Genomic DNA, 22,830 nt, shown 5'->3' with positions numbered 1-22,830 from the left:
GTCAGCGCGCCTCGTCCAGCATCCTGGTCCACATGGCGGGGAAGTCCGGCAGCGTCTTCGCGGTGGTCGCGATGTCGTCCACCTCCACCCCCGGCACGATGAGGCCGACGATCGCACCGGCGGTGGCCATCCGGTGGTCGGCGTAAGCGCGCCACGGGCCGCCGTGCAGCGGGGTCGGGCGGATAGCGAGCCCGTCCTCGGTCTCGTTGGCGTCGCCGCCGACGGTGGTGATCTCGGCCGCGAGCGCGGCGAGCCGGTCGGTCTCGTGGCCGCGCAGGTGGGCGATGCCGCGCAGGGTCGATGGGCCTTCGGCGAGCGCGCACAGCGCCGCCACGGTCGGGGTGAGCTCCCCGACGTCGTGCAGGTCGATGTCCACACCGGACAGCTTCGCGGGCCCGCGCACGGTGAGCGCGCCGTCGGCGAGGGTGACCTCGGCGCCCATCCGCGCCAGGATCTCGCGGATGGCGTCGCCCGGCTGGGTCGTGGCCGCGGGCCACCCGGTGATCGTGACCTCGCCGCCGGTGACGGCCGCGGCGGCCAGGAACGGCGTGGCGTTGGACAGGTCCGGCTCCACAGCCCAGTCGACGGTGCCGATGGGGCCCGGCTCGATCCGCCAGGTGTTGGGCTCGCTGTCGTCGACCGCGACCCCCGCGGCGCGCAGCATCTCCACGGTCATCTCGATGTGCGGCATCGACGGGACGGGTTTGCCGCTGTGGTGCACGGTCAACCCCTTGTCGTAGCGGGCGCCCGACAGCAGCAGCCCGGAGACGAACTGCGAGGAGCCGGAGGCGTCGATGGTGACCGTGCCGCCGGTGACCCCACCGGTCCCGACCAGGGTGAACGGCAGCGCGTCGCCCTCGACCACGGCGCCGAGGCCGCGCAGCGCGTCGAGGATGGTGCCCATCGGCCGCTCCCTGGCGCGGGGGTCGCCGTCGAAGCGGATCGCCCCGTCGGTGAGCACGGCGGCGGGCGGCACGAACCGCATGACGGTGCCCGCGAGGCCGCAATCGATCTCCGCAGGGCCGCGGAAGCCGTCGTGGGCGCCCACGGTGATCGTGGTACCGCTGACCTCGACGGGGACGCCGAGGGCGCGCAGCGCGCCGGTCATCATGTCGGCGTCGCGACCGGTGAGCGCGCCGGTCAGGGTGGCGGCCCGGCCGCTGAGCGCGGCGAGGACCAGGGCGCGGTTGGTGATGGACTTGGATCCGGGGATGCTGATGGTGGCGCTGATGGGTCCCGGGGCGACCGGGGCTGACCAGGGCTGCGGCATGCCGCAATCCTCCCGCACCGGCCGCCGCATCGGGTGACCGGCTCGCCACTGCCGCCCCGGCATGTCACGATTCGCCCACACCGTGGGTGGCGGTGGCGCCCCGCTGCGGGCGCGGGAGGGGAGGTGGTCGGCCGTGTGCGGCAGGTACGCGTCCGCGAAGGACCCGGCGACGCTGGCAGCGGAGTTCGACGCCGCTGACGCGATGGGGGACGCGGCCCCCGACCTCGACTACAACGTCGCGCCGACCAAGAGCGTGGTCACCGTCGTGCAGCGGCACCCGCGCGAGGCCGACGGCACCGTCGACCGGAGCCGGACCGAGCGCACGCTGCGGGTGATGAAGTGGGGCCTGGTGCCCACCTGGGCCAAGGACGCCTCCGGCGGCGCGAAGATGATCAACGCCAGGTCCGAGACCGCGGCCGAGAAGCCCGCCTTCCGCAAGTCCCTCGCCGAGCGGCGCTGCATCCTGCCCGCCGACGGCTGGTTCGAGTGGCGCCGCGACAAGACGTCCAAGCAGCCGTTCTTCACCACCCCGCGCGACGGCAGCAGCCTCGCGATGGCCGGACTGTGGACGACCTGGCGGGACAAGGCCGACCCCGACGCGCCGGTGCTGATCACCTGCGCCGTGCTGACCACCGACGCCGTCGGCCCGCTGGCCGAGGTCCACGACCGGATGCCGCTCCTGCTGGGCCGCGACAGCTGGGCGAACTGGCTCGACCCCGACAGCACCGACGTGGCAGGCCTACTGGCGCCCCCGTCGATCGACCTGGTCGACGGGCTGGAGATCCGCCCGGTGGCGCAGGCGGTCAACAGCGTCCGCAACAACGGCCCGGAGCTGCTCGCCCCGCTGGAGGCCGAGGCCCTGGACCTGGACGCACCCGACTTGTTCAGCGGACGGGCCTAGTCGGATGACTCGCGCCGAGATCAGCACCCCGCATGGCCCCGTGGTTGCGGAGCTCCTGCTTGATCTGGTCGCGCCTGATCCGGGACCTAGTCGGATGACTCGCGTCGGGATCAGCACGACCTACGGCCCGGCAGTCGCCGAGTTGAATTGCGCGGCTGAGGGGCGCGCCGGGGCTTCTTCTCGATCTGGACGCGTCCGACTTGTTCAGCGGACGGGCCTAGTCACATGACCCGTGCCGAGATCAGCACCCCGCATGGCCCCGCGGTCGCCGAGTTGCACTGCGCCGCCGAGGGGCGGGCTGGGCTGTTGCTCGGGCACGGCGCGGGTGGCGGGATCAGCGCGCCCGACCTGGTCGCCGCCACCAGGGGGGCCACTGCGGCGGGTGTGCACGTGGCGTTGATCGAGCAGCCCTACCGGGTCGCGGGCCGACGCGCCCCGGCTCCGGCTGCGCAGCTGGACACGGCGTGGCTGGCGGTCGCCGAGAGCCTGTCGACGCAGTGGTTCGACGGGTTGCCGCTGTTGTTCGGCGGGCGTTCCTCGGGGGCGCGGGTGGCCTGTCGCACGGCGGAGGCGGGGGAGGCGGTCGGCGTGATCTGCCTGGCGTTCCCGGTGCACCCGCCGGGCAAGCCGGAGAAGACCCGCCAGCCCGAGTTGGACGCGGTGGCCGTGCCCGCGCTGGTGGTGCAGGGCGAGAGCGACCCGTTCGGCCAGCCGGAGCCCGCGCACCTGCGGGAGATCGTGCGGATGCCCGGCGACCACTCGCTGCGAAAGGACATATCGGCGATATCACGTGTCGTCGAGGAGTGGCTGCACCGTATTCTGCGACCGCTCGACCAGTTGGGTTGAGCGGTGCGGTGGCCCCCTGGCAGGGGGTCCACGTCACTGGGGCAGCGCACCGAACATTCTGAGGGGAACGCACCACACATGGGTTTTCTGGGTAAGTCGCGCCTGCTGGTGGCCGTCACGGTCGCCGCGGCGCTATCGCTCACCGCGTGCAACAGCGCTGGTCAGCAGGCAAATGGCGGGGGCGCCGCGGCGGCCGGGCAGGGCAAGAGCGCGTTCGACACGCTGCGCGGGCTGACCGACGCGGTCAAGGCCAAGTCGACCACCGCCAAGTCCGCGCACTTCACCTTCACCGGGTCCGCCGCAGGCGAGGAGCTCAAGGGCGAGGGCGACTACACCTTCGGCGCCACCCCGGGTATGCAGATGACCATCGACACCCCCGACGGCGCGGTGTCGATGCGGCTGATCGATTCCATCGTCTACATCAAGACGCCGCAGGAGCTCGAGCCGGGCAAGGCGTGGATCAAGCTCGACCTCAACGACAAGGACAACCCGCTGGCGGCGATGCTGGGCAAGTCCCTGGAGTCGGCCCGCCAGACCGACCCGACCAAGACCCTCGAGCAGCTCGCCGACGTCAGCGAGATCACCGGGGTCAAGGCCGAGGAGGTCAACGGCCAGAAGACCACCCGGTACTCGCTGTCGGTCGACGTGGCCAAGCTGCAGGGCAAGGCCGCCGAGATGGGCATGGACCCGTCGAGCGTGGCCGAGATCGAGAAGGCCGGGGTCAAGACCATCCCGGCGGACGTGTGGATCAACGCCGACGACCTGCCGGTGCGGTACGTGATGGAGTTCCCGGTCAAGTCGGAGAAGGTCAAGATCCAGGCCGACTACAGCGACTGGGGCAAGGCCGTCGACATCACCGCGCCCCCGGCCGACCAGGTCGCCGAGTTCCCGACCGGCTGATCCGGCACACCAGGCTGAGAGGCGCCCCCGCACCCGCGGGGGCGCCTCTTTCGGCATGATGCCCGCGAGAGCCCCCACGGAAGCGGTGCGCATGAACGACGACGACCACGACGACCACCCCGACGACGAGGACGACGACGACCTGCCCGCCCAGGTGCAGACCATCTGCCACTACTGCGGCGGCGGCGGGATGATCGCCGACCCCAAGCACGCCGTGATCGGTGGCGCCCCGCGGACCCTCGACAACGGCCGACCGTGCCCGCATTGCGCCACCGACGGCCACTTCACCGGCATCGTCCCACCGGTCTAGGCGCTATTTGACCGCGATGTCGGCGACCACGGCGTCGACCAAGTTGGCGGTGGGATGGTCGCCGGCCCTAAGTACGCCGTGATCGGTGGCGCTCCTAGCACCCTCGACAATGGCCGACCGTGCCCGCATTGCGCCACGGACGGCCACTTCACGGGCATCGTTCCACCGGTCTAGGCGCCCGCTACCTGGCCGCGATGTCGGCGACCACGGCGTCGACCAAGTCGGCGGCGGGATGATCGCTGGCCCTAAGTACGCCGTGATCGGTGGTGCTCCGCGGACTCTCGACAGCGGCCGGCCCTGTCCGCATTGCGCCACCGATTGGCACTTCACCGGCATCGTCCCGCCGGTCTAGGCGCGGTACATGGCCGCGATGTCGGCGACCACGCCGCCCGCGAGTTCGACCAGGTCAGCGGCGGTGGGATGGTCGCCGACCCCAAGCACGCCGTGATCGGTGGCGCTCCGCGGACCCCTCGACAGCGGCCGACCGTGCCGCATTGCGCCACGGACGGCCACTTCACGGGCCCGCCGGTCTAGGCGCCCGCTACCTGGCCGCGATGTCGGCGACCACGGCGCCCGCGAGGTCGACCAGGTCGGCGGCGGTCAGTTCGATCTCCAGCCCCCGGCGACCGCCGGAGCAGAACATGGTCGGGTAGCTGGTCGCGGAGGTGTCCACCACGGTCCGCAAGCGCTTGCGCTGCCCCAGTGGGGAGATGCCGCCCGCCACGTACCCCGTTGTGCGCTCGGCCACAGCGACCTCGGCCATCTTGGCCTTCTTGCCGCCGACCGCCGCCGCCAGCGCCTTCAGGTCCAGCTGCGCGTCGACCGGCACCACCCCGACCGTCAACACCCCGTCGACCTCGGCCAACAGGGTCTTGAACACCCGAGACGGCTCGACACCAAGGGCCGCGGCGGCCTCCAGGCCGAAAGCCTCGCGGGGGTCGTGCTCGTACGAGTGCACCTTGTGCTCGACCCCGCGCTTGGTCAGCAGCGCCGTCGCCGGGGTTCCCTGTCCTGCCACGGGCAGCAGCGTAGGGGAATGGGCCGCGCCCGGTCGGTGTTGACACGGGTGTGCAGACAGGTGCGGTGGTGGACCGGCGGGTTGCCGGGGTGCGGCTCGCGGAAGGCGGCTCGCGGGCACGCGGCCGCGTAAGCTCGAAGGTGCCGTATGCGCACCTGAACACGGGTGTGCGAGCCCCCGAAAGGAGCCCGGTGCCCCGCACCGACGCCCAGACCGAACCGGAGACCCCGGCAGTGCGGGCCGACCGGTTCGAGCGCGACGCCATGCCGCTGCTCGACCAGCTCTACGCCGCGGCGCTGCGGATGACGCGCAACCCGGCCGACGCCGAGGACCTGGTTCAGGAGACCTACCTCAAGGCCTTCGCCGCGTTCGAGTCGTTCTCCGCCGGGACCAACCTCAAGGCGTGGCTCTACCGCATCCTGACCAACACCTACATCAACGGCTACCGCAAGCGGCAGCGGCAGCCGGTGCAGGCGCCGACCGACGAGATCACCGACTGGCAGCTGGCCAAGGCGGAGAGCCACACCTCCAGCGGGCTGCGCTCGGCCGAGGCCGAGGCGATGGACCTGCTGCCCGACGACGACGTCAAGCAGGCGCTGCAGCAGCTGCCGGAGGAGTTCCGGCTCGCGGTCTACCTCGCCGACGTCGAGGGGTTCGCCTACAAGGAGATCGCGGAGATCATGGGGACGCCGATCGGTACCGTGATGTCGCGATTGCACCGGGGTAGGCGCCAGCTGCGCGACCTGCTCGCCGATGTCGCCCGCGACCGCGGGTTCGTCCGGGAGGTGACCGGAGCGTGAGCGCCGAGAAGACGCCCTGCTCGGACGTGCTGTCCGAGGTGTGGCTGTTCCTCGACAGCGAGTGCGACCCCGGTCGGCGCGAGACGCTGCGCCAGCACCTCGACGAGTGCAGCCCGTGCCTGGCCCAGTACGGCCTGTACGAGCAGCTCAAGGTCCTGCTGGCGCGCAAGTGCGGCGGCGACCAGGCGCCGGACGAGTTCCGCGAGCGGGTCCGCGCGTCCATCCGGGAGACCGTCATCCAGCACCGCGGCGGCCACGTCGAGGTGGTCAGCACCAGTGCCCCGGTCGAAGGACAGCGCGACGACTGAGCCCGGTCGCGGCCGCCGACCACGCGAACAGGCCCCGGTACCGAATGGGTACCGGGGCCTTCGACGCGCTGGGAGCTGGTGCTCAGGCGTTGGGGCGCTTGCCGTGGTTCGCGCCGCCCCTCTTGCGGTCGCGACGCTTGCGTGCGCGCTTCGACATGCTGCCTCCTCGGTCGAGCGTTTGGCTTGAGTGCACAATTTTGCCACGCCCGCGTTGTCGTCCTGGCGGGGCCCGGTCGTGGTTGGATTGTCGCCGGGGAACACACCAGCGCCAGCCGAAGGGGAGTCGGGCAGATGGCCCACGAGATCCACGCCGAGATGGTCGCCAACGTGCTCAACGTGGTGGCCAGGGAGGGTGACGCACTGGTCGAGGGGGACACGGTCGTCATCCTGGAGTCGATGAAGATGGAGATCCCGGTGCTCACCGAGGAGAACGGGACGCTCACCCGGCTCGCGGTCAAGGAGGGCGACGTGGTCCAGGAGCACGACCTGATCGCCGTCGTCGAGTAGCCGGGGGCACGAAGCCGTTGTCGACACTGTCGGACCTGCTCGCCGAGCACACCGGTCTGTCCGGGGGCGCCGTCGACCACCTGCAAACGGTGGTCGCGGAGTGGCAGCTGCTGTCGGACCTGTCGTTCGCGGACTTCCTGCTCTGGGTGCCCGAGACCGCCGCGGACGGCACGCCGCTGCCGCCGGGGGCGCAGGGCCGCTACATCTGCGTCGCCCAGGCCAGGCCGACCACCGGGCCGACCGCGCACCCCGAGGACGTCGTCGCCAGCCACACCAACGCCCAGGAGCACCCGCAGCTGCGGCGGGCCATCGCCGAGCGGCGCATCTGCCGCGAGGAGGACCCCCGCTGGTACCTGGGGGTGCCGGTGCGCCGGGAGGTCATCCCGGTCACCTTCGCCGGCGAGGTCATCGCGGCGCTCTCGCGCGAGACCAACCTCGCGGTGCCCAGGGTGCCCAGCGCGCTGGAGATCGCCTACCTCGGCATCGCCGGTGACCTGTGCCAGATGGTGGCCGACGGGACGTTCCCGACCACCGAGCCGTCACCGGACGTGCACACCAGCCCCCGGGTCGGCGACGGCCTGATCCGGCTCGACACCGCGGGGGCGGTGGTGTTCGCCAGCCCCAACGCGCTCTCGGCGTACCACCGGATGGGGCACGCCTCCGACCTGGTCGGCGTGCGGCTGGCCCCGCTGACCCGGTCGCTGATCGGCGACCCGTTCGACGCGACCGAGGTGGCGCAGCGGATCGTGTCCGCACTCGACGGCCAGCCGGGGATGCGCACCGAGGCCGAGTCCCGCCGCGGCGCCGCGGTGCTGTTCCGGGCGCTGCCGCTGCGGCCGGGCGGCAAGGCGGCTGGCGCGCTGGTGCTGTGCCGGGACGTGACCGAGGTGCGGCGCAGGGACCGGGCGCTGCTGTCCAAGGACGCGACGATCCGCGAGATCCACCACCGGGTGAAGAACAACCTGCAGACCGTGGCCGCGTTGCTGCGCCTGCAGTCGCGGCGCACCAGCAGCCCCGAGGCCAAGGAGGCGCTGGCCGAGTCGGTGCGCCGGGTGGCCGCGATCGCGATGGTGCACGAGACGCTGTCTACGTCAGTAGACGAACGGGTCGACCTGGACGCCTTGGTGGACAAGGTGATCCCGGTGGTCGGGGACGTCGCGGTGGCCGAGAGCCACGTGAAGGTGCGCAAGAGTGGACAGTTCGGTGTGGTCGCCGCGGAGACGGCGACCCCGCTGGTGATGGTGCTGACCGAGCTCATCCAGAACGCCGTCGAGCACGCCTTCCCGCCCGGCTCCTCCGGCGAGGTGGTCGTCACGGCGACCCGCTCCGCCCGCTGGCTCGACGTCCTGGTCGCCGACGACGGCCGCGGCCTGCCACCCGGTTTCTCCCTGGAGCGGACCAACGGGCTCGGCCTGCAGATCGTGCGCACCCTGGTCGAATCGGAACTGCGCGGCTCGCTGTCGCTGCGCCGCCGCGAGGAAAGCGGTACTGAAGCGGTCCTGCGCGTACCGCTTTCCCACCGCCGTTAGCCCTTTGACGAAATGTGCCACTCTTTCACCAATCCAATGAATTGGTGACCCGTGACGTGAAACGGCCCCCAGCCGCGGTGTGCGGTGGGGGCCGTTTCGGTCGTTCTAGGCAATTAGACGTTGCTCCGGGCCCGAGTACGGGCGTTGCGGCGCTTGAGCGCGCGACGCTCGTCCTCACTCATACCGCCCCAAACGCCAGCATCCTGGCCGCTTTCGAGCGCCCAGGACAGGCAGTTGGAAGCGACGGGGCAGCGGTGGCAAACGGCCTTCGCCTCGGAGACCTGCAGGATCGCCGGACCGCTGGTTCCCACTGGGAAGAACAGCTCGGGGTCCTCGTCACGGCAGGCCGCGCGGTGGCGCCAGTCCATTTCTACTGCTCCTCGCTCGGGCGCGTGTGGGCGCGCCTCTAGTCGTCATCCGGTCGTCGGGGTGCTTGTGAATGCTTTCACGAACCGGGGAGATGTCAAGACTTCTTCTCCGCCCGGTGAGTGAACTCACCCGAAAGTGGCTGGTCAGCGACCTGCGAGTGCGGAGCGCAACAATTTGATCACGACGCGGTCCGCTCGGGTCGTACGTCCGGGGCGGTGTCCGCACCCGTCCGGGCGGCCCGGTGACCGGCTGGAATTGTGGTCTAGACCACAGCGACCGCGAGTGCGGAAGGGACGGACACGAACTCCACTCGCGTGCGCTCCCCGATCAGGTCGCCGTCGCACTGCAGCCGGACCGGCTCCGGTGCGCTCACCACGATCCTCGCCACGTCGTCCCGGCGCACCAGGTTCTTCCCACGCCGCACACCCTTGTCGCTCAGCGCCTGCCGGAAGTGCCGCAGCACGGTGGGCGCGCTCAGGGTGCGCAGCGAGAAGAAACCGAGCCCGGTCTCGAAGCCGCAGCCCGGGTTGAGGTGGATCGGCCGCGCGCCGAGGTAGGTCCAGGGGTCGGTGTTGGAGACGAACGCCAGCCGGAGCCCGGTGATCGGGTCCTCCCCGGGCAGCTCCACCGTCAGGTCCGGGCGGTTGTGCTTGGGGCGGGCGTAGCGGGCGATGGACACCCGCGCGTAGAGCGACGGGCTGGCGCGCTTGCCCCGCCTGCGGTCCACGTCCGCGACGACGTCGGCGTCCCAGCCCAGGCCCGCGTTGAAGGTGAACCACCGCCGCGACGACCCGGACTCGACCAACCCGAGCCCGACCCGGCGGCTGCGCCCCTCCTCGATCGCCCGCAACAGCACGTGCGTCGCCTCGACGGGGTTGCGCGGCAGGCCGAGCGCGCGGGCGAACACGTTCGCCGAACCGCCGGGGACCACGCCCAGCATCGGCGTGGCTCCGGAGGGTCCCGCCGCCAAGAGGCCGTTGACGACCTCGTTGACGGTGCCGTCGCCGCCGTGCGCGACCACGAGGTCCGCGCCGTCGACCGCCGCCTGCGCGGCGGCGGTGAGGGCGTGACCGCGGTAGTCGGTTTCGACGACCTCCAGCTTCACCTGGCTGGCCAGGGCGTGCGCCAGCACGTCCCGACCCGCCGGGGTGGTGGCGGTCGCCTGCGGGTTCACCACGAGGACAGCGCGCATTACCCGAGGGTAAGCGAGGCAGGCGGGATTACCCGCCGCCCGAGCCAGGTGGTGAGGGGTGACACACGTTCGCCGAGGGCGCGGCTCCTTCCCCTTGCCTCGACCTCGGGTTCGGCAGGTGCACCCAGACGACCGTCTGTCCCGTCGTACCGCGAGGAGCTGACACCGCTGATCTTGCCCGTCCCGCTCGCCCGGCACGACCGGCCGTCCGGGTGGCCTACGATCGGCGGTGTGCACGCAGGGTCATCGTGCGCTAGCCACCGACTCGGGAAGGCCGTCGTGCCACTGTCCTCCGCCGCCCCCCGCACCGTCCGCGCCGCGGGCGCCATCGTCGGCCTCCAGGGCGTCGCCGCGCTCGTGTTCACCGTGTTGCTGCTGGTCAGGGGCCTGTCCGGCGAATCGGAGATGGGCGGCAACGTTTTTGGCGAGGCGGCGTACTTCGCGGTGCTGGCCGCGGCGGTGCTGGCCTGCGGCATCGGCCTGCTCATAGGTAAGACGTGGGCCCGCAGCCCGGCGATCGTCATCCAGGTCCTGCTGCTGGGGGTGGCCTGGTACGCCGCGGGCCCGTCCGGCCGCCCGGAGTACGGGGTGCCGGTCGGGGTGCTGTGCCTGGCGGCCCTGGTGATGCTCTTCCACGCGACGACCAACCGCTGGGCCCAGGGGGAAGAGTGATCATCCGGCTGGCCGCGGCGGACGAGTGGGACCGCATCTGGCCGCTGTGGCACCGGGTCGTGGCCACCGGCACCACCTACATGTGGGACCCGGCGACCGACTCGGACGCCGCCCGCGCGCTGTGGATGGCAGGCGAGGTCTTCGTCGCCGTCGACGGTGATGACGTTGTCGGCACGGCCCTGCTCAAGCCCAACCAGCCCGGCCTCGGCGACCACATCGCCAACGCGGGCTTCATGGTCGACCCCTCGCGCGCAGGTGAAGGTATCGGCCGCCGCTTGGCCACCGAGGTTCTCGCGCACGCCCGCGCCGCGGGGTACACGGGCATGCAGTTCAACGCCGTGATCTCGACCAACACCGGCGCCGTGGCCCTGTGGAAGTCCCTGGGCTTCGAGATCGTCGCGACCATCCCCGGCGGGTTCCGGCACCCGGCGCTGGGGCGGGTGCCGGTCCACATCATGTACCGAGATCTGTGAGCGCCTGGTCGGTGAGCCGGTAGACGGTCCACTCGTCCATCGGGATGGCGCCGAGCGACTTGTAGAAGCCGATGGCGGGCTCGTTCCAGTCCAGCACCGACCACTCGAGCCGCTGGAACCCCTTGTCGACGCACTCCTTGGCGAGGGTCTGCAGCAACGCCCTGCCCAAGCCGTGCCCCCGCATGCTCGGCGTGACGTAGAGGTCTTCCAGGTAGATCCCGTGCACACCGCGCCAGGTGGAGAAGTTCAAGAACCACAATGCACAACCGACCACCTGACCGTCCACTTCGGCCACATGACCGTAGAGGGCCGGTCGCTCACCGAACAACGCCGCGGTGAGCTGCTCGGCGGTGAGGTGGCACTCGTGCCTGGCCCGCTCGTACTCGGCCAACTCGTACACGAGTCCGACAATGGCGTCCACATCGGACGGTGCAACGCGCCGAATGCTCAACTGCTGACTCCAATTCTGACGATCTGCGGCGACTCCCGCTCGTGGCCGAGCACCGTGACCGTAGCCGGATCATGCCTGAAGTGAACCCCGAACCCCGCCACCTGGCCGATCCAGACCGCGGCCAGTACCCGGCTGAAGTGCCCGTGCCCCACCAACACCGCATCCTGCACCCGGTCAAGCACCCTACGTGCCCGCGCGGTGACCTCCTCGGCGGTCTCCCCATTGGGGCAAGGATGCGTCCACACAGTCCACCCCGGCACACTCTCCCGGATCTCCGCCGTGGTGAGCCCCTCGTAATCCCCGTAGTCCCACTCGGCGAGGTCTTCGGTGACTTCAGTGACCGTGAGCCCAGCCAACTCAGCCGTCCTGACCGCCCGACTCCTCGGGCTGCACAAGACGGGGACGTCCTTGGGCAAACCCCCGACCTGCCTGGCCCGCTCCTCACCCACCCCCGTAAGCGGCACATCCGTCCGCCCGGTGTGCCTCCCGGTGTCCGACCACTCGGTAGCCCCGTGCCTGAGCAGATAGACGGTCATACCCCGGATCTAACCAGCTCAGTACCCCAGCGGATGCGCGACAACAACCGTACCCCGGGCGCCTCGTCGACCTGGCAAGGCAAACGGCGCCGCCCAACGGGTCCCCCCCGTTGAACGGCGCCGTTTAGAGCGCTAGAGCCTCACGCCTGCTTGGTCTCCCAGAAGATCTTGTCGATCTCGGCGATCAGGTCGAGCAGGGCCTGGCCGGTGGCCGGGTCCATGGAGCCCTTGGTCCCGCTCGCGCCCGCGGCCTTGGTGGCGCGGTTGAACAGGTCGTGCAGGTTCGGGTACTTCTCGAAGTGCGGGGGCTTGAAGTAGTCGGTCCACAGGACCCACAGGTGGTGCTTGACCAGGTCGCTTCGCTGCTCGGCGATCAAGATGGCCCGGGTGCGGAACTCGGGGTCCTCGTTGTCCTGGTACTTCTGCTGCACCGCCTTGACCGACTCGGCCTCGATGCGGGCCTGCGCTGGGTCGTAGACACCGCAGGGGAGGTCGCAGTGGGCGGTGGCCTCCAGACGGGGGGCTAGCAGGCGCGACAGTAGTCGCATTGTTCCTCCATGGGCAGGATGCTCCGACGGGGTCGACCCTACTCCCGGCATCATCTGCGGGCAGGTGGAGGTGATCAGGTGGTCATGGGGTGGATGCCGGTGCGCCGGGTGCGGGTTCGGGGGCCTTCCATGTCGCCCGCGTTGCGGGACGGGGACACGGTGGTGGCGGTCAAGGGGGTGCCCCGAACGGGGGACGTCGTGGTGGTGACTTGGGAGCGGCGGCCGGGGCAGGTGTCGGTGAAGCGGGTTGTGCGGCGGGATGGGGCGGGGTGGCACGTGGAGGGGGACAACCCGTTCGCGTCGACCGATTCCCGGACTTTGGGACCGGCGGACGTGCACGCGGTCGTCAGGTTCCGGCTGTGGCCAAACCCCGGACGGCTCTAGCCCGCGCGCAGCTTGCTGTACCACTCCACGCAGTCGGCGTAGTTCGGCAGCAGTCCCGCGGCTTCGGCCTCGGCCAGTGATGGCGCAGCGACGTCCTTGTCGGACATCAGGGGCTCCAGGTCGGGGGCCCAGGGCAGCGCGAGCGCCGGGTCGAGCGGGTTGATCCCGCGCTCGGCGGACGGGTTGTAGCCGGTGGAGCACAGGTACGAGATGACGGTGTCGTCCTCGAGTGCGACGAAGCCGTGGCCGACGCCCTCCGGCACGTACACGGCGCGGAAGTCGACCGGGTCCAGCCGGACCACGTCCCAGACGCCGAAGGTGGGCGAGCCGACCCGGATGTCGACGACGAAGTCCAGCAGGGCGCCCTGCGGGCAGTAGACGTACTTCGCCTGGCCGGGGGGCACGTCGGCGAAGTGCAGGCCGCGGACGGAGCCCTTGCGGGAGCGGCTGTGGTTGGTCTGCGCGACGGTGAACGGGTGGCCCACGGCCTTGGCGAACGACTCGCCCTGGAACGGGGAGACGAACACGCCGCGCGCGTCGGGGAAGGTGCGCGGGGTGAACTCGAAGGCGTCGGGGACGCGCAGCTCTCGTGCCTGCATGGCTGAAGCCTAAGGCGGCCGCCGCGCCCACCCCGCAGCAGGCGCTGGTCACGCAGCGAAAACGTTAGTCAGCGCTAGCACGCACCTAGAAAACCGGACGGACGTCTTGGGAAACCGGCCCTGACCTGCGGAAAATGCCGCCCACGATGTGATCCCCACCGCAGACACCGGTGTCCGGGTGCTGGCAGACTGTGGCCACCGCAGCGCCTCGCGGCCGCCGTCCCCACACCCCGGGGTACCGGCCCCGGGCCGCACACAGGCAGCCGAACCACCGACTCCGCACACGTCCCGCGGACCCCCCACGCGCACCAGGTGTGCCGTTGGCGCGCGTCCGCGACACCCATCCGCTCCGCGCCAGCCCTGCGTCGAGCACTCGCAGCGAGATCCAGGAGGACGCATGACCGCGTTGAACGAGAGGACCGGCACCCCCGTCACCGACGAGGAGATCTTCGCCGCGCACGAGGGCGGCAAGCTCGGCGTCGCGGTGACCAAGCCGCTGGCCGACCCGCGTTCGCTGTCGATCGCCTACACCCCCGGGGTGGCCAAGGTGAGCCGCGCGATCGCCGAGGACAGGGCCATGGCCGACCGCTACACCTGGGCGTCGCGCCTGGTCGTGGTGGTCTCCGACGGCACGGCGGTGCTGGGCCTCGGCGACATCGGCGCGGCCGCGTCGCTGCCGGTCATGGAGGGCAAGGCGGCGCTGTTCAAGACCTTCGGCGGGCTCGACTCGATCCCGCTGGTGCTGGACACGACCGATGTGGACGAGATCGTCGAGACCCTGGTGCGGCTGCGGCCCTCCTTCGGCGCGGTCAACCTGGAGGACGTCTCGGCGCCGCGCTGCTTCGAGTTGGAGCAGCGGTTGATCGAGGCGCTGGACTGCCCGGTCATGCACGACGACCAGCACGGCACCGCGATCGTGCTGCTCGCGGCGCTGCGCGGGGCCAACACCGTGCTGGCCAAGGACATCGCCGACCAGCGCGTGGTCATCGCCGGTGCGGGCGCGGCTGGCGTGGCCTGCGCGAAGATCCTCATCGCCGCGGGGGCGGGTGAAGTCACGCTGCTGGACTCGCGCGGGATCATCCACTCCGGCCGCGAGCACCTGAACCCGGTCAAGGCCGAGTTGGCCGAGGTCACCAACGCCTCCGGGCTGCGCGGCGGTCCCGTCGAGGCGCTGCGCGGGGCGGATGTGTTCGTCGGGCTCTCCGCGGGCACCCTGCCCGAGGAACTGGTCGCGACCATGGCCGACGACTCGATCGTGTTCGCGCTGTCGAACCCGGACCCGGAGATCCACCCTGAGGTCGCCGCCCGGCACGCCGCCATCGTCGCGACCGGTCGCAGCGACTTCCCTAACCAGATCAACAACGTGCTGGCCTTCCCCGGGATCTTCCGCGGCGCGCTGGACGCGGGTGCCAGGCGGATCACCGAGGCGATGAAGCTGGCCGCGGCCGACGCCATCGCCGCGGTCGCCGCGGACGACCTCGCGCCGGACAAGATCGTGCCGAGCGCGCTGGACCCGAGGGTCGCCCCCGAGGTCGCGGCGGCTGTGGCACGGGCGGCGCGGGTGGACGGGGTAGCCTGAGAGCCGGCGGGATGCTCGGCAGGTGCCCCACCCGCCTACTCGAGGGTGGAGGGAACGCGCCGTGGCCGAGCATGTCGTGCGCGCCGGACTCCCCGGGATCGCGCTGCCACCCGGCGGGTTCGACAGCGACGCGGGTCGGGTGCTCGCACCCGACCTGGCCCGACCGGACGTCGTGGGGTTCGCCGACGACCCGGCGGCCGAACGCGCCCTGCTGCTGGAGGCCCAGCGGATAGCCCGGATGGGCAGTTGGACGCTGGACGTGAGCACCGGCGAGGCCTACCTGTCCGACGGCCTGCGCGGGCTGTGCGGGCTGCCCGCCCGCGCGACGCTGACCGACCTGCTCGCGCTGGTGCACCCCGAAGACCTGCCCGTGCTCAACGACTTCCAGGCGGCGCTGCGGGCCAGGCGCTCGTCGCAGCCGCTGGAGCTGGAGGTCCGCGACGACACGGGGAAGCGGTCGTACCTGGTCCGCGCCCGCCCGGAGTTCGAGCCGGGCGGGCGCGTGGTCCGGGTGCACGGCACCGTGCAGGACTTCACCCGGTTCCGCGCGCTGGAGCGGCAGCTGAGCCAGGACGGGCGGCTGTTCCGCGAGGCGCAGCGGGTGGCCAGGCTGGGCACCTGGGAGTGGCACACCGTCAGCGGCGAGTGCCTGTGGTCGTCGATGCTCTACGAGCTCTTCGGCGTCGAGGCGGGCACCAAGATCACCTACCGGGACTACCTGCGGCTGGTGCACCCGGACGACCGCGGCTGGGTCGACCAGCGGTGGCAGGAGCTGGCAGGCACCCGGCGGCCGGTGGAGTGCGAGCACCGGGTGATCCGCCCGGACGGCAAGCGCCGGGTGTTCCGGGTGCGCGGCGAGGCGGCGGGCACCGACAACGACCGCAACGTCATGATCGGCACCGCGCAGGACGTCACCGAGCAGCGCTCCACCGAGACCAGGATGCAGCGCTCCAGCAAGCGGTTCACCGACCTGGTGGCGATCACGCCGGTCGGGATCGCGCTGTTCGACGACGCCGAGCGGCTGGTCGACGCCAACGACGCGCTGTGCTCGCTGCTGGGGCTGGACCTGGAGCGGCTGCGCGGGATGACCGCCGAGCAGCTGACCCACCCCGACGACCGGGAGGCGCGGCGGGGCCGGGAGTCGCACTCGTTCCACAGCGGCCAGCGGGTGCTGGTGACCGCGACCGGCAAGCCGGTGTACTGCGAGCTCAACGCCACGGTGTCGGTCGCCGACGACGGGCAGCGGTTCTGGCTGGTGGTGTTCGCCGACGTCACGGACCGTCGCCGCGCGGCCGAGCGACTGCGCTACCAGGCGACACACGATGAGCTGACAGGCCTGCCGGGGCGTGCGGCGGTCAAGGAACTGCTCGGCAAGCTGCTCGGCGGCCGGGACTACGAGCGGATCGCGCTGCTGTTCTGCGACGTGGACAACTTCAAGCGGGTCAACGACTCGCTCGGCCACGACGTCGGCGACGAGCTGATCACCGCGCTGGCCAGGCGGTTGGAGCGCGGGCTGCCGCCGAGCTGCACGGTGGCGAGGATGTCCGGCGACGAGTACGTGATCATCTGCTCCGACGTGGAGGAGGCGGGCGGGGTCGAGGCGCTGGCCAACCAGGTGGCCAGCCTGCTGCGCACCGCCGTCCCGGTCCGTGACCAGTTGTTGCGCGTGTCGGCCAGCATCGGGGCCGCGGTCCCCAGCGGCCCGGAGACCAGCGGCGCTGACCTGCTGCGCTACGCCGACGCCGCGATGTTCGCCGCGAAGGCGCGCGGGACCGGCCGGGTGTCCATCGCCTCGGACAAGCTGATCGCCTCGGCCAACAGCCAGATGCTGCTCGAGGGCCAGCTCCGCGAGGCGATCATGAACGACCAGCTGGTGCTGCACTACCAGCCGGTGGTCGGCCCCGACGGCGCGGTGCTCTCGGCCGAGGCGCTGGTGCGCTGGCCGCACCCCGAGCGCGGCCTGCTCTACCCCGGCGACTTCCTGCCCGTGGCCGAACAGGGCGACCTGCTCGGCGAACTCGACCGCTGGGTCCTGCGCGCCGCCTTCACCGAGGCCGCCGAATGGCCCCAGCTCTGCGGCGCCATCCTCGGCGGCGGCGTCGGCATCGCGGTCAACCTGTCGGGCCTGGTCCCCGGCGACCCCGAGTTCGTCGACGTGGTCTCGGCCTCGGTGGCGGCGACCGGGATCGCGTGGGACCGGGTGGTGCTCGAACTGGTCGAGACCAGCCTGATCGACCTGCCCTCGCGCAGCCGGGAAGCGATGGCCGAACTCGTCGACCGCGGCGTCCGCTTCGCCGTCGACGACTTCGGCACCGGCTACTCGTCGCTGGCCCGGCTCAAGGAACTCCCCGCCCAGATCATCAAGATCGACCGCCGCTTCGTCTCCGGTGTGGCCACGGACGCCTCGGACTTCGCGGTGGCGCGCGCGTTGGTGGACATGGCCCGCGCGATGGGGCGCAGCTGTGTGGCCGAGGGCGTGGAGAACGCGACCCAGTTCCACGTGCTCCGCGGCGTGGGCGTGGACGCCTACCAGGGCTGGCTGCTGTCAAAACCGTTGCCCGCCAAGGAGTTCCGGGAGATCCTGAAACTCGGCCCGGTCCACATCCCCCGCGGCACCTGAGCCGACGAGTGGTGGGTGTCCGTCACCACGTCGTCGGGTCTGCGATGAGCTCGCTGCTCACGATGGAGTCCTCTGTGTACTCGCAGCGGATGATCGCGCTGAACTCCGCTTCCCCCGTGGATTCCCAGAGTTCAGCGAGGTTGTGGGTGAGGTAGTGGACCACGCCGTGTGATCCGTACGCGCTGATGCCCGCGACGTGGACGACGGTTCGGCCGTCGATGTTGTGGCGGGCCAGGTAGCCGAGATCGGCCTCGGTCGGTGTCGCGTCGTTGCGCTGGGAGCCGTACCTGGTGCCGGACTCCCGATCCGTTATCCACCAACGGTCATCGACCTTGGTCATGATCAGCCAGGGGTCTCTCGCGAGCAACGCCGCGCCGATCGGCGCTGACTTGGGCCCGCAGACGACCACCGCGTCACCCTCGAACAGTTCCGCGCGATCAGCCTTGATCACCTCGAACTTCGCCGAGAGCGCCAACTCGGACAACAGCCGCTCCACGCCACGTTGCGCACTCGCGTCGGCCGCGTCGATGTAGCTCCGCGCGCGGTCGTCCACCCCGTGGCGCAAGGGCACCCCGACGACGACCGGGCCCACGCCGAAGAACGCCCGCTCCGGTGGCGGCGCGGTGGTGCGGATCTGGGTGATCCGGCCCTTGCTCACCCCGAAGGCGGTGGCGATCTCGGTGTAGCTCATCCCCAGCGCCCGAGCTTCGTCGATCGCGGCCCGGCGCAGCCTGGCCAACTCGTTCTGCCGCTGCCGGTAGGCGTCGCCGAGTTCGCCAGCGCGCCGGGCCCGCCGCAGGGGATCGGGGTCGACTCGGATGCTGTTCAGCTCATCTCGCCAGCTCACAGGCTCGTTTATACCCCCTATACAGGGGTGCGGTCGTCTGGAGTAGCGGCGGCTTAGTCGGCTGCGGCGAGGATGGCTCGGATTCGGTGTAGGGGTAGGTCGATCAGGCGCTCGTCGGCGTCGTCGGGGGTGGGGAGGAGGGTGGTTACGCGGTCTCGGGCTTCGCGTTTGGTGAGGGTGCCCTTGGAATCGGCGATCAGGGCTTCGCGCCAGATGTTGGCCAGTTTGCCGTGGACGCGCGACAGGAGGGTGGTGCGGACGCTCGATGTGTCCACAGGGGACGCTAGAACCACGGCGTGGCGGCCGGTGGCCAGGCTTCGGTGGTAGGTCAGGGTGTACTTGTCGCGCACCAGGTCTGACAACGCCTGCTGTGAGCGCTGGTCGACGATGTCCGGGTGGTTGTTGGGGACCAGGGCGCCCAGGACGGTGGGGGGACCGGCCAGGAGGACTCGGGCCAGCCAGGAGCCGGGGTCGGCGGTCAGGTCGTAGGCGACGGGGCCGTTGGCGCGCACCGGGTCCGTCCACGCCGGGGCGGTGGGGGTGGCGGAGGTGAGGCGGACGAGTTCGGCGATGGCTTCGGCGGGGGTGGCGGCCGCTTCGATGGATTGCGGGCCGTGGGTGTAGATGCCCGACAGCAGGTCGCGGACGGCGGCTTCGGCCAGGCGCGAGGAGCGGGAAGTCTGCTGCAGCACGTACAAATCGCTCGCGCTGCCGACGGCTTGGGCGCCGTGGTAGCGGTTGAACGCGGGCAGCACGGCCTCGAACACCAGCCCCAGCCGCTGGATCTCCTGCTGGACCTTCAACCCCAGCGCGGGCGTGCGCGAGCTGTACCCGTAGGCCACGATCGCGCGGCCCTCGGGGTCGCGCAGGGACTCGATGGCCCTGGCCAGGAACAGCCGCATGCCTTCCGGGGTGTACGGCGGATCGGTGAAGACCAGGTCCGCTGTGCCGACCACTGACGGCGGCAGGGCGAGCCGGAAGTCGGCGTAGCGGCAGCGGATGTCCAGACCACGGGCGCGCGCGGTGCGGTCGACGTACTCCAGCAGCCGCTCGTCGACGTCGACCACGGTTGCCGACAGCTCGGGGCGCAGCGTGCACACCGCCAGCGCGGTCAGGTCGTGGTCGCCGACGCACAGCAGCCTGGCGCCCGCGAGGTCGTAGGTCTGGTCCAGCCAGCGGGCCCGCCGCAGCATGGTCGCGGCGTCGGCCTGGACGTGGTCCAGGGCACGTGAGGGGGTGGGCACATCGGTGAGATACGCCTCGTACGTGGCGGTCAATTCCCCGTCCGGGCGGTCCGGTCGGGGCGCGGTCAACGCCAGGTAGTCGTCCACCCTGGACGGCGCCACCCGCCATGAGCCCGCCTCGTTTTCGGCGTCCGCGCCGAGCGCGGAGATCAGCTCCTGCACCGTCCGCCTCGGCACCGCGGTGGTCCTGACCAGCTCGTCGAGGCCGTGCCAGCCCGAACAGAGCAGGTCGAGCACGGTGCGCAGTGGACGGGCGTGCACGCCCAGGGCGGTGAGGTAACTGGACGCGGAGTCGGCCACAAGCAGATGAGCGTAGGAGAACCGCCAAGAGCGCCGGGACCCGGCCGCCGGTCAGCAGCCACATCGTGAAACAGCCTGCCCGTGTCAGCCGTTCGAGTTAAGGTCGACCGGTCCACGGCTGGCTAGGGGCCGTGCCGACCGAGGGGTCCCGTGTGATCGAGTTCCAATCCGTGACCAAGCGCTACGACGACGGCACGGTGGCGGTGGACAACCTCGACCTCACCATCGACGACGGCAGGATCACCGTCCTGGTCGGCCCGTCCGGCTGCGGCAAGACCACCTCGCTGCGCATGATCAACCGGATGGTCGAGGCCACCTCCGGCACGATCCTGCTCAACGGCGTCGACATCCGCTCGCAGCGCCCGGCCACCCTGCGCCGCGGCATCGGCTACGTCATCCAGAACGCGGGCCTGTTCCCGCACCGCACCGTCCTGGACAACGTCGCCACCGTCCCGATGTTGCTGGGCACCAAGAAGTCCGCCGCCCGCCGCCGCGCCGAGGAGCTGCTCGACACCGTCGGGTTGCCGCGCGAGCTGGCCGGGCGCTACCCCGCGCAGCTCTCCGGCGGCCAGCAGCAGCGGGTGGGGGTCGCCCGCGCGCTCGCCGCCGACCCGCCGGTGCTGCTGATGGACGAGCCGTTCAGCGCCGTCGACCCGGTGGTGCGCGACGACCTGCAGGAGGAGTTGCTGCGCCTGCAGTCCGAGCTCGGCAAGACGATCGTGTTCGTCACCCACGACATCGACGAGGCGATCAAGCTCGGCGACAAGGTGGCCGTGCTGCGCGTGGGCGGTGCGCTCGCCCAGTACGACACCCCGGCGACGCTGCTGGCCAAGCCGGTGGACGACTTCGTGGCCGGTTTCGTCGGCCGCGACCGCGGTTACCGCGCGCTGGGTTTCCTTTCCGCGCACGGCGTCGAGATCGCCGAGCTGCCCACCCTCGCGCTGGGCGAGCCCGCGCGGGCGGTGGCCGGGTGGACGGTTGTGGTGGACGACAAGCGAAGGCCGCTCGGCTGGCTGTCCGCGAAGTCCACTGTGGAAGGTGAGGTCCGCTCGACCGACCTCGTCGAGGGCGGTTCCCTCTACGTCGCCGACTCCGCGTCGGCAGGCTCGCTGCGCGCCGCGCTCGACTCCGCGCTCAGCTCCCCGTCCGGCACCGGGATCGCCGTCGACTCCGAGGGCGCGCTGGTCGGCGGGGTCACCGCGGAGGCGGTGCTCAAGGTGCTCGACGCCGCGCGGCGCTCGGGTGGGGTGCCCTCGTGAACTGGATCATCGACCACCTGCCGGAGATGCTCTCGGTCGCCGTCGACCACGTGCAGCTGGCGCTGGTCCCGGTCGTGGTCGGGCTCCTGCTGTCGCTGCCGCTGGGCTGGGTCGCCAACCGGTGGCGGGTGGCCAGGGCGGTGCTGGTCCCGGTGTCGGCGCTGCTCTACACGATCCCGTCGCTGGCGCTGTTCGTGATGATGCCGCTGCTGCTGGGCACCAAGGTGCTCGACCCGATCAACGTGCAGGCCGCGCTGACCATCTACACGGTGGCGCTGCTGGTCCGCTCGATCGCCGACGCGCTGGCCGCTGTCCCGGACTCGGTGCTGCAGGCCGCCTCGGCGATGGGCTACCGCACCGCGGGCCGGTTCTTCGCCGTCGAGCTGCCGCTGGCGGTACCGGTGCTGGTCGCCGGTCTGCGGGTGGCGGCGGTGTCCAACATCAGCCTGGTCGCGGTCGGCCAGATCATCGGCGTCGGTGGCCTCGGGTTCTTCCTGCTGCAGGGCTTCCAGACCACACCGCCGAACTACCAGGAGATCGTCGGCGGCGTCGTGCTGATCGTGCTGCTCGCCCTCGTCGCCGACGGGCTGCTGGCGCTGGCCGGGCGCGCGCTGGCCCCCTGGAACCGGAAGGCGGTGGCGGGGTGAACGTCTTCGACCAGGTCATCGAGTGGCTGACCGACCCGAACAACTGGAAGACCACCCTCGGCATCGCCGGAATCCCGCAGCGGCTGCTCGAACACCTGCAGCTGACCGGCGTCGCGGTGCTGATCGCCGCCGTGATCGCCATCCCGCTCGGCGCCTACATCGGGCACACCGGCCGCGGCGGCACGGTCGTCGTCGGGATCGTGAACTCCTTCCGGGCGCTGCCCGAGCTCGGCGTGCTGATCCTCCTGGTGCTCGTGCTGGGCCTGACGCTGGCCTTCGAGGCGGTGACCATCGCCTTGGTGCTGCTGGCGATTCCGGTGCTGCTCGCGGGCACGTACGCGGGCGTGCGCAACGTCGACCGGGCCGTCGTGGACGCCGCGCGCGGGATGGGCATGAGCGAGTGGGACGTGCTGGTCAAGGTCGAGCTGCCCAACGCACTGCCGTTGATCTTCGGTGCGCTGCGCTCGGCGACCCTGCAGGTCATCGCGACCGCGACCATCGCGGCCGTGGTGTCCCTCGGCGGGTTCGGCCGGTACGTCATCGACGGCAACGCCCTGCGCGAGTTCCCCCAGATGGCCGGGGGCGCGCTGCTCATCGCCGCGCTGGCGATCGTGGTGGAGCTGCTGCTGGCAGGCGTGCAGTGGCTGGTGGTCTCGCCCGGCCTGCGCAAGAACTCCCGCGGACGCGCCCGCGTCCGCTGAAGGCAAGACGAAAGAGGAGA

Annotated in this window: 27 protein-coding genes; 16 read left to right on the top strand and 11 right to left on the bottom strand. The window is 71.2% G+C overall.

Going from position 1 to position 22,830, the window contains the following annotated elements; genetic code table 11:
• Window position 1: 1 nt before the first annotated feature.
• On the bottom strand, window positions 2-1,270 hold the full coding sequence (gene aroA, locus JOD54_RS01355) for a 3-phosphoshikimate 1-carboxyvinyltransferase (protein ID WP_204448798.1): 1,269 nt from the start codon (window positions 1,268-1,270) through the stop codon (window positions 2-4).
• 133 nt (window positions 1,271-1,403) lie between these two features.
• On the opposite strand from aroA, the gene JOD54_RS01350 reads away from it, so the two are divergent.
• From JOD54_RS01350 to JOD54_RS01335, 4 genes are all read left to right on the top strand, one after another.
• Window positions 1,404-2,171 (top strand): SOS response-associated peptidase, encoded by a 768-nt coding sequence (locus tag JOD54_RS01350; RefSeq protein WP_204456000.1) that lies wholly within the window; start codon window positions 1,404-1,406, stop codon window positions 2,169-2,171.
• Window positions 2,172-2,396: 225 nt separating this feature from the next.
• Window positions 2,397-3,017 (top strand): alpha/beta hydrolase family protein, encoded by a 621-nt coding sequence (locus JOD54_RS01345; protein ID WP_204448797.1) that lies wholly within the window; start codon window positions 2,397-2,399, stop codon window positions 3,015-3,017.
• 78 nt (window positions 3,018-3,095) lie between these two features.
• A complete protein-coding gene (locus tag JOD54_RS01340) occupies window positions 3,096-3,917 on the top strand; it encodes an SCO4651 family lipoprotein (protein ID WP_204448796.1) in 822 nt (273 codons plus the stop codon).
• 91 nt (window positions 3,918-4,008) lie between these two features.
• The gene (locus JOD54_RS01335; protein WP_204448795.1) at window positions 4,009-4,227 is read left to right on the top strand and encodes a hypothetical protein; all 219 of its coding nucleotides are present in this window, start codon (window positions 4,009-4,011) and stop codon (window positions 4,225-4,227) included.
• Window positions 4,228-4,768: 541 nt separating this feature from the next.
• On the opposite strand, the gene ybaK is transcribed toward JOD54_RS01335, so the two are convergent.
• Window positions 4,769-5,245 carry a Cys-tRNA(Pro) deacylase gene (gene ybaK, locus JOD54_RS01330; RefSeq protein ID WP_204448794.1) on the bottom strand — a complete coding sequence of 159 codons (477 nt, stop codon included), beginning with the start codon at window positions 5,243-5,245 and terminating at the stop codon, window positions 4,769-4,771.
• A 191-nt stretch (window positions 5,246-5,436) separates the two neighbouring features.
• On the opposite strand from ybaK, the gene JOD54_RS01325 reads away from it, so the two are divergent.
• Entirely contained in the window at window positions 5,437-6,045 is a 609-nt protein-coding gene (locus tag JOD54_RS01325) for a sigma-70 family RNA polymerase sigma factor (protein WP_204448793.1), read from the top strand.
• On the top strand, window positions 6,042-6,353 hold the full coding sequence (gene rsrA / locus JOD54_RS01320) for a mycothiol system anti-sigma-R factor (protein ID WP_204448792.1): 312 nt from the start codon (window positions 6,042-6,044) through the stop codon (window positions 6,351-6,353). The genes JOD54_RS01325 and rsrA overlap by 4 nt, the downstream gene beginning before the upstream one ends.
• 82 nt (window positions 6,354-6,435) lie before the next feature.
• Here rsrA and JOD54_RS35905 read toward each other — a convergent pair whose 3' ends face one another.
• Window positions 6,436-6,510, bottom strand: coding sequence for a 50S ribosomal protein bL37 (locus JOD54_RS35905; protein WP_104061284.1), 75 nt, complete (start codon window positions 6,508-6,510; stop codon window positions 6,436-6,438).
• 134 nt (window positions 6,511-6,644) lie between these two features.
• Between JOD54_RS35905 and JOD54_RS01315 the strand changes: the two genes are divergently transcribed.
• Window positions 6,645-6,860, top strand: a complete 216-nt coding sequence (locus JOD54_RS01315) for a biotin/lipoyl-binding carrier protein (protein WP_204448791.1) — start codon at window positions 6,645-6,647, stop codon at window positions 6,858-6,860.
• A 17-nt stretch (window positions 6,861-6,877) separates the two neighbouring features.
• On the top strand, window positions 6,878-8,389 hold the full coding sequence (locus JOD54_RS01310) for a sensor histidine kinase (protein WP_204448790.1): 1,512 nt from the start codon (window positions 6,878-6,880) through the stop codon (window positions 8,387-8,389).
• A gap of 113 nt (window positions 8,390-8,502) precedes the next feature.
• Here the strand turns inward: JOD54_RS01310 and JOD54_RS01305 are convergent, their stop codons facing one another.
• Both JOD54_RS01305 and JOD54_RS01300 read right to left on the bottom strand, forming a co-directional pair.
• On the bottom strand, window positions 8,503-8,757 hold the full coding sequence (locus JOD54_RS01305; RefSeq protein WP_204448789.1) for a WhiB family transcriptional regulator: 255 nt from the start codon (window positions 8,755-8,757) through the stop codon (window positions 8,503-8,505).
• Window positions 8,758-9,020: 263 nt separating this feature from the next.
• On the bottom strand, window positions 9,021-9,950 hold the full coding sequence (locus JOD54_RS01300; RefSeq protein ID WP_204448788.1) for a diacylglycerol/lipid kinase family protein: 930 nt from the start codon (window positions 9,948-9,950) through the stop codon (window positions 9,021-9,023).
• A gap of 279 nt (window positions 9,951-10,229) precedes the next feature.
• On the opposite strand from JOD54_RS01300, the gene JOD54_RS01295 reads away from it, so the two are divergent.
• On the top strand, window positions 10,230-10,622 hold the full coding sequence (locus JOD54_RS01295) for a hypothetical protein (protein WP_204448787.1): 393 nt from the start codon (window positions 10,230-10,232) through the stop codon (window positions 10,620-10,622).
• Window positions 10,619-11,095, top strand: coding sequence for a GNAT family N-acetyltransferase (locus JOD54_RS01290; RefSeq protein WP_307859778.1), 477 nt, complete (start codon window positions 10,619-10,621; stop codon window positions 11,093-11,095). Before JOD54_RS01295 ends, JOD54_RS01290 begins: the two co-directional genes overlap by 4 nt.
• On the opposite strand, the gene JOD54_RS01285 is transcribed toward JOD54_RS01290, so the two are convergent.
• The 3 genes from JOD54_RS01285 to sodN form a co-directional block, all read right to left on the bottom strand.
• Window positions 11,076-11,540, bottom strand: a complete 465-nt coding sequence (locus tag JOD54_RS01285; RefSeq protein ID WP_204455998.1) for a GNAT family N-acetyltransferase — start codon at window positions 11,538-11,540, stop codon at window positions 11,076-11,078. The genes JOD54_RS01290 and JOD54_RS01285 overlap by 20 nt on opposite strands.
• A 2-nt stretch (window positions 11,541-11,542) precedes the next feature.
• Window positions 11,543-12,082: a histidine phosphatase family protein gene (locus JOD54_RS01280; RefSeq protein ID WP_204448786.1), complete on the bottom strand. Its 540-nt coding sequence runs from the start codon at window positions 12,080-12,082 to the stop codon at window positions 11,543-11,545.
• A gap of 140 nt (window positions 12,083-12,222) precedes the next feature.
• Window positions 12,223-12,630 (bottom strand): superoxide dismutase, Ni, encoded by a 408-nt coding sequence (gene sodN, locus JOD54_RS01275; RefSeq protein ID WP_204448785.1) that lies wholly within the window; start codon window positions 12,628-12,630, stop codon window positions 12,223-12,225.
• Between the two features lie 84 nt (window positions 12,631-12,714).
• Here sodN and JOD54_RS01270 point away from each other — a divergent pair, with 84 nt between their 5' ends.
• A complete protein-coding gene (locus JOD54_RS01270; RefSeq protein WP_204455997.1) occupies window positions 12,715-13,014 on the top strand; it encodes a S24/S26 family peptidase in 300 nt (99 codons plus the stop codon).
• Here the strand turns inward: JOD54_RS01270 and JOD54_RS01265 are convergent.
• Window positions 13,011-13,613, bottom strand: coding sequence for a dTDP-4-dehydrorhamnose 3,5-epimerase family protein (locus JOD54_RS01265; protein ID WP_204448784.1), 603 nt, complete (start codon window positions 13,611-13,613; stop codon window positions 13,011-13,013). The two genes, JOD54_RS01270 and JOD54_RS01265, sit on opposite strands and share 4 nt — an antisense overlap.
• A gap of 397 nt (window positions 13,614-14,010) precedes the next feature.
• Between JOD54_RS01265 and JOD54_RS01260 the strand changes: the two genes are divergently transcribed.
• Together JOD54_RS01260 and JOD54_RS01255 are read left to right on the top strand one after the other, a co-directional pair.
• Window positions 14,011-15,192, top strand: coding sequence for an NAD(P)-dependent malic enzyme (locus JOD54_RS01260; RefSeq protein WP_204448783.1), 1,182 nt, complete (start codon window positions 14,011-14,013; stop codon window positions 15,190-15,192).
• 61 nt (window positions 15,193-15,253) lie between these two features.
• Window positions 15,254-17,812 (top strand): sensor domain-containing protein, encoded by a 2,559-nt coding sequence (locus JOD54_RS01255; RefSeq protein ID WP_204448782.1) that lies wholly within the window; start codon window positions 15,254-15,256, stop codon window positions 17,810-17,812.
• Window positions 17,813-17,834: 22 nt separating this feature from the next.
• On the opposite strand, the gene JOD54_RS01250 is transcribed toward JOD54_RS01255, so the two are convergent.
• Together JOD54_RS01250 and JOD54_RS01245 are read right to left on the bottom strand one after the other, a co-directional pair.
• Window positions 17,835-18,659: a hypothetical protein gene (locus tag JOD54_RS01250; RefSeq protein ID WP_204448781.1), complete on the bottom strand. Its 825-nt coding sequence runs from the start codon at window positions 18,657-18,659 to the stop codon at window positions 17,835-17,837.
• A gap of 53 nt (window positions 18,660-18,712) precedes the next feature.
• Complete coding sequence (locus JOD54_RS01245) at window positions 18,713-20,203, bottom strand: bis-aminopropyl spermidine synthase family protein (RefSeq protein ID WP_204448780.1); 1,491 nt, start codon at window positions 20,201-20,203, stop codon at window positions 18,713-18,715.
• A gap of 152 nt (window positions 20,204-20,355) precedes the next feature.
• On the opposite strand from JOD54_RS01245, the gene JOD54_RS01240 reads away from it, so the two are divergent.
• The 3 genes from JOD54_RS01240 to JOD54_RS01230 are packed head-to-tail and all read left to right on the top strand — an operon-like array spanning window position 20,356 to window position 22,810.
• On the top strand, window positions 20,356-21,462 hold the full coding sequence (locus JOD54_RS01240; RefSeq protein WP_204448779.1) for an ABC transporter ATP-binding protein: 1,107 nt from the start codon (window positions 20,356-20,358) through the stop codon (window positions 21,460-21,462).
• Entirely contained in the window at window positions 21,459-22,109 is a 651-nt protein-coding gene (locus tag JOD54_RS01235) for an ABC transporter permease (RefSeq protein ID WP_307859776.1), read from the top strand. Before JOD54_RS01240 ends, JOD54_RS01235 begins: the two co-directional genes overlap by 4 nt.
• Entirely contained in the window at window positions 22,106-22,810 is a 705-nt protein-coding gene (locus JOD54_RS01230) for an ABC transporter permease (protein ID WP_204448778.1), read from the top strand. Before JOD54_RS01235 ends, JOD54_RS01230 begins: the two co-directional genes overlap by 4 nt.
• The last annotated feature ends 20 nt before the right edge of the window (window positions 22,811-22,830 follow it).

The organism is Actinokineospora baliensis, from assembly GCF_016907695.1.
GTDB classification, from domain to species: Bacteria; Actinomycetota; Actinomycetes; order Mycobacteriales; family Pseudonocardiaceae; genus Actinokineospora; species Actinokineospora baliensis.
This window is presented reverse-complemented; position numbering and strand designations above follow the sequence as displayed.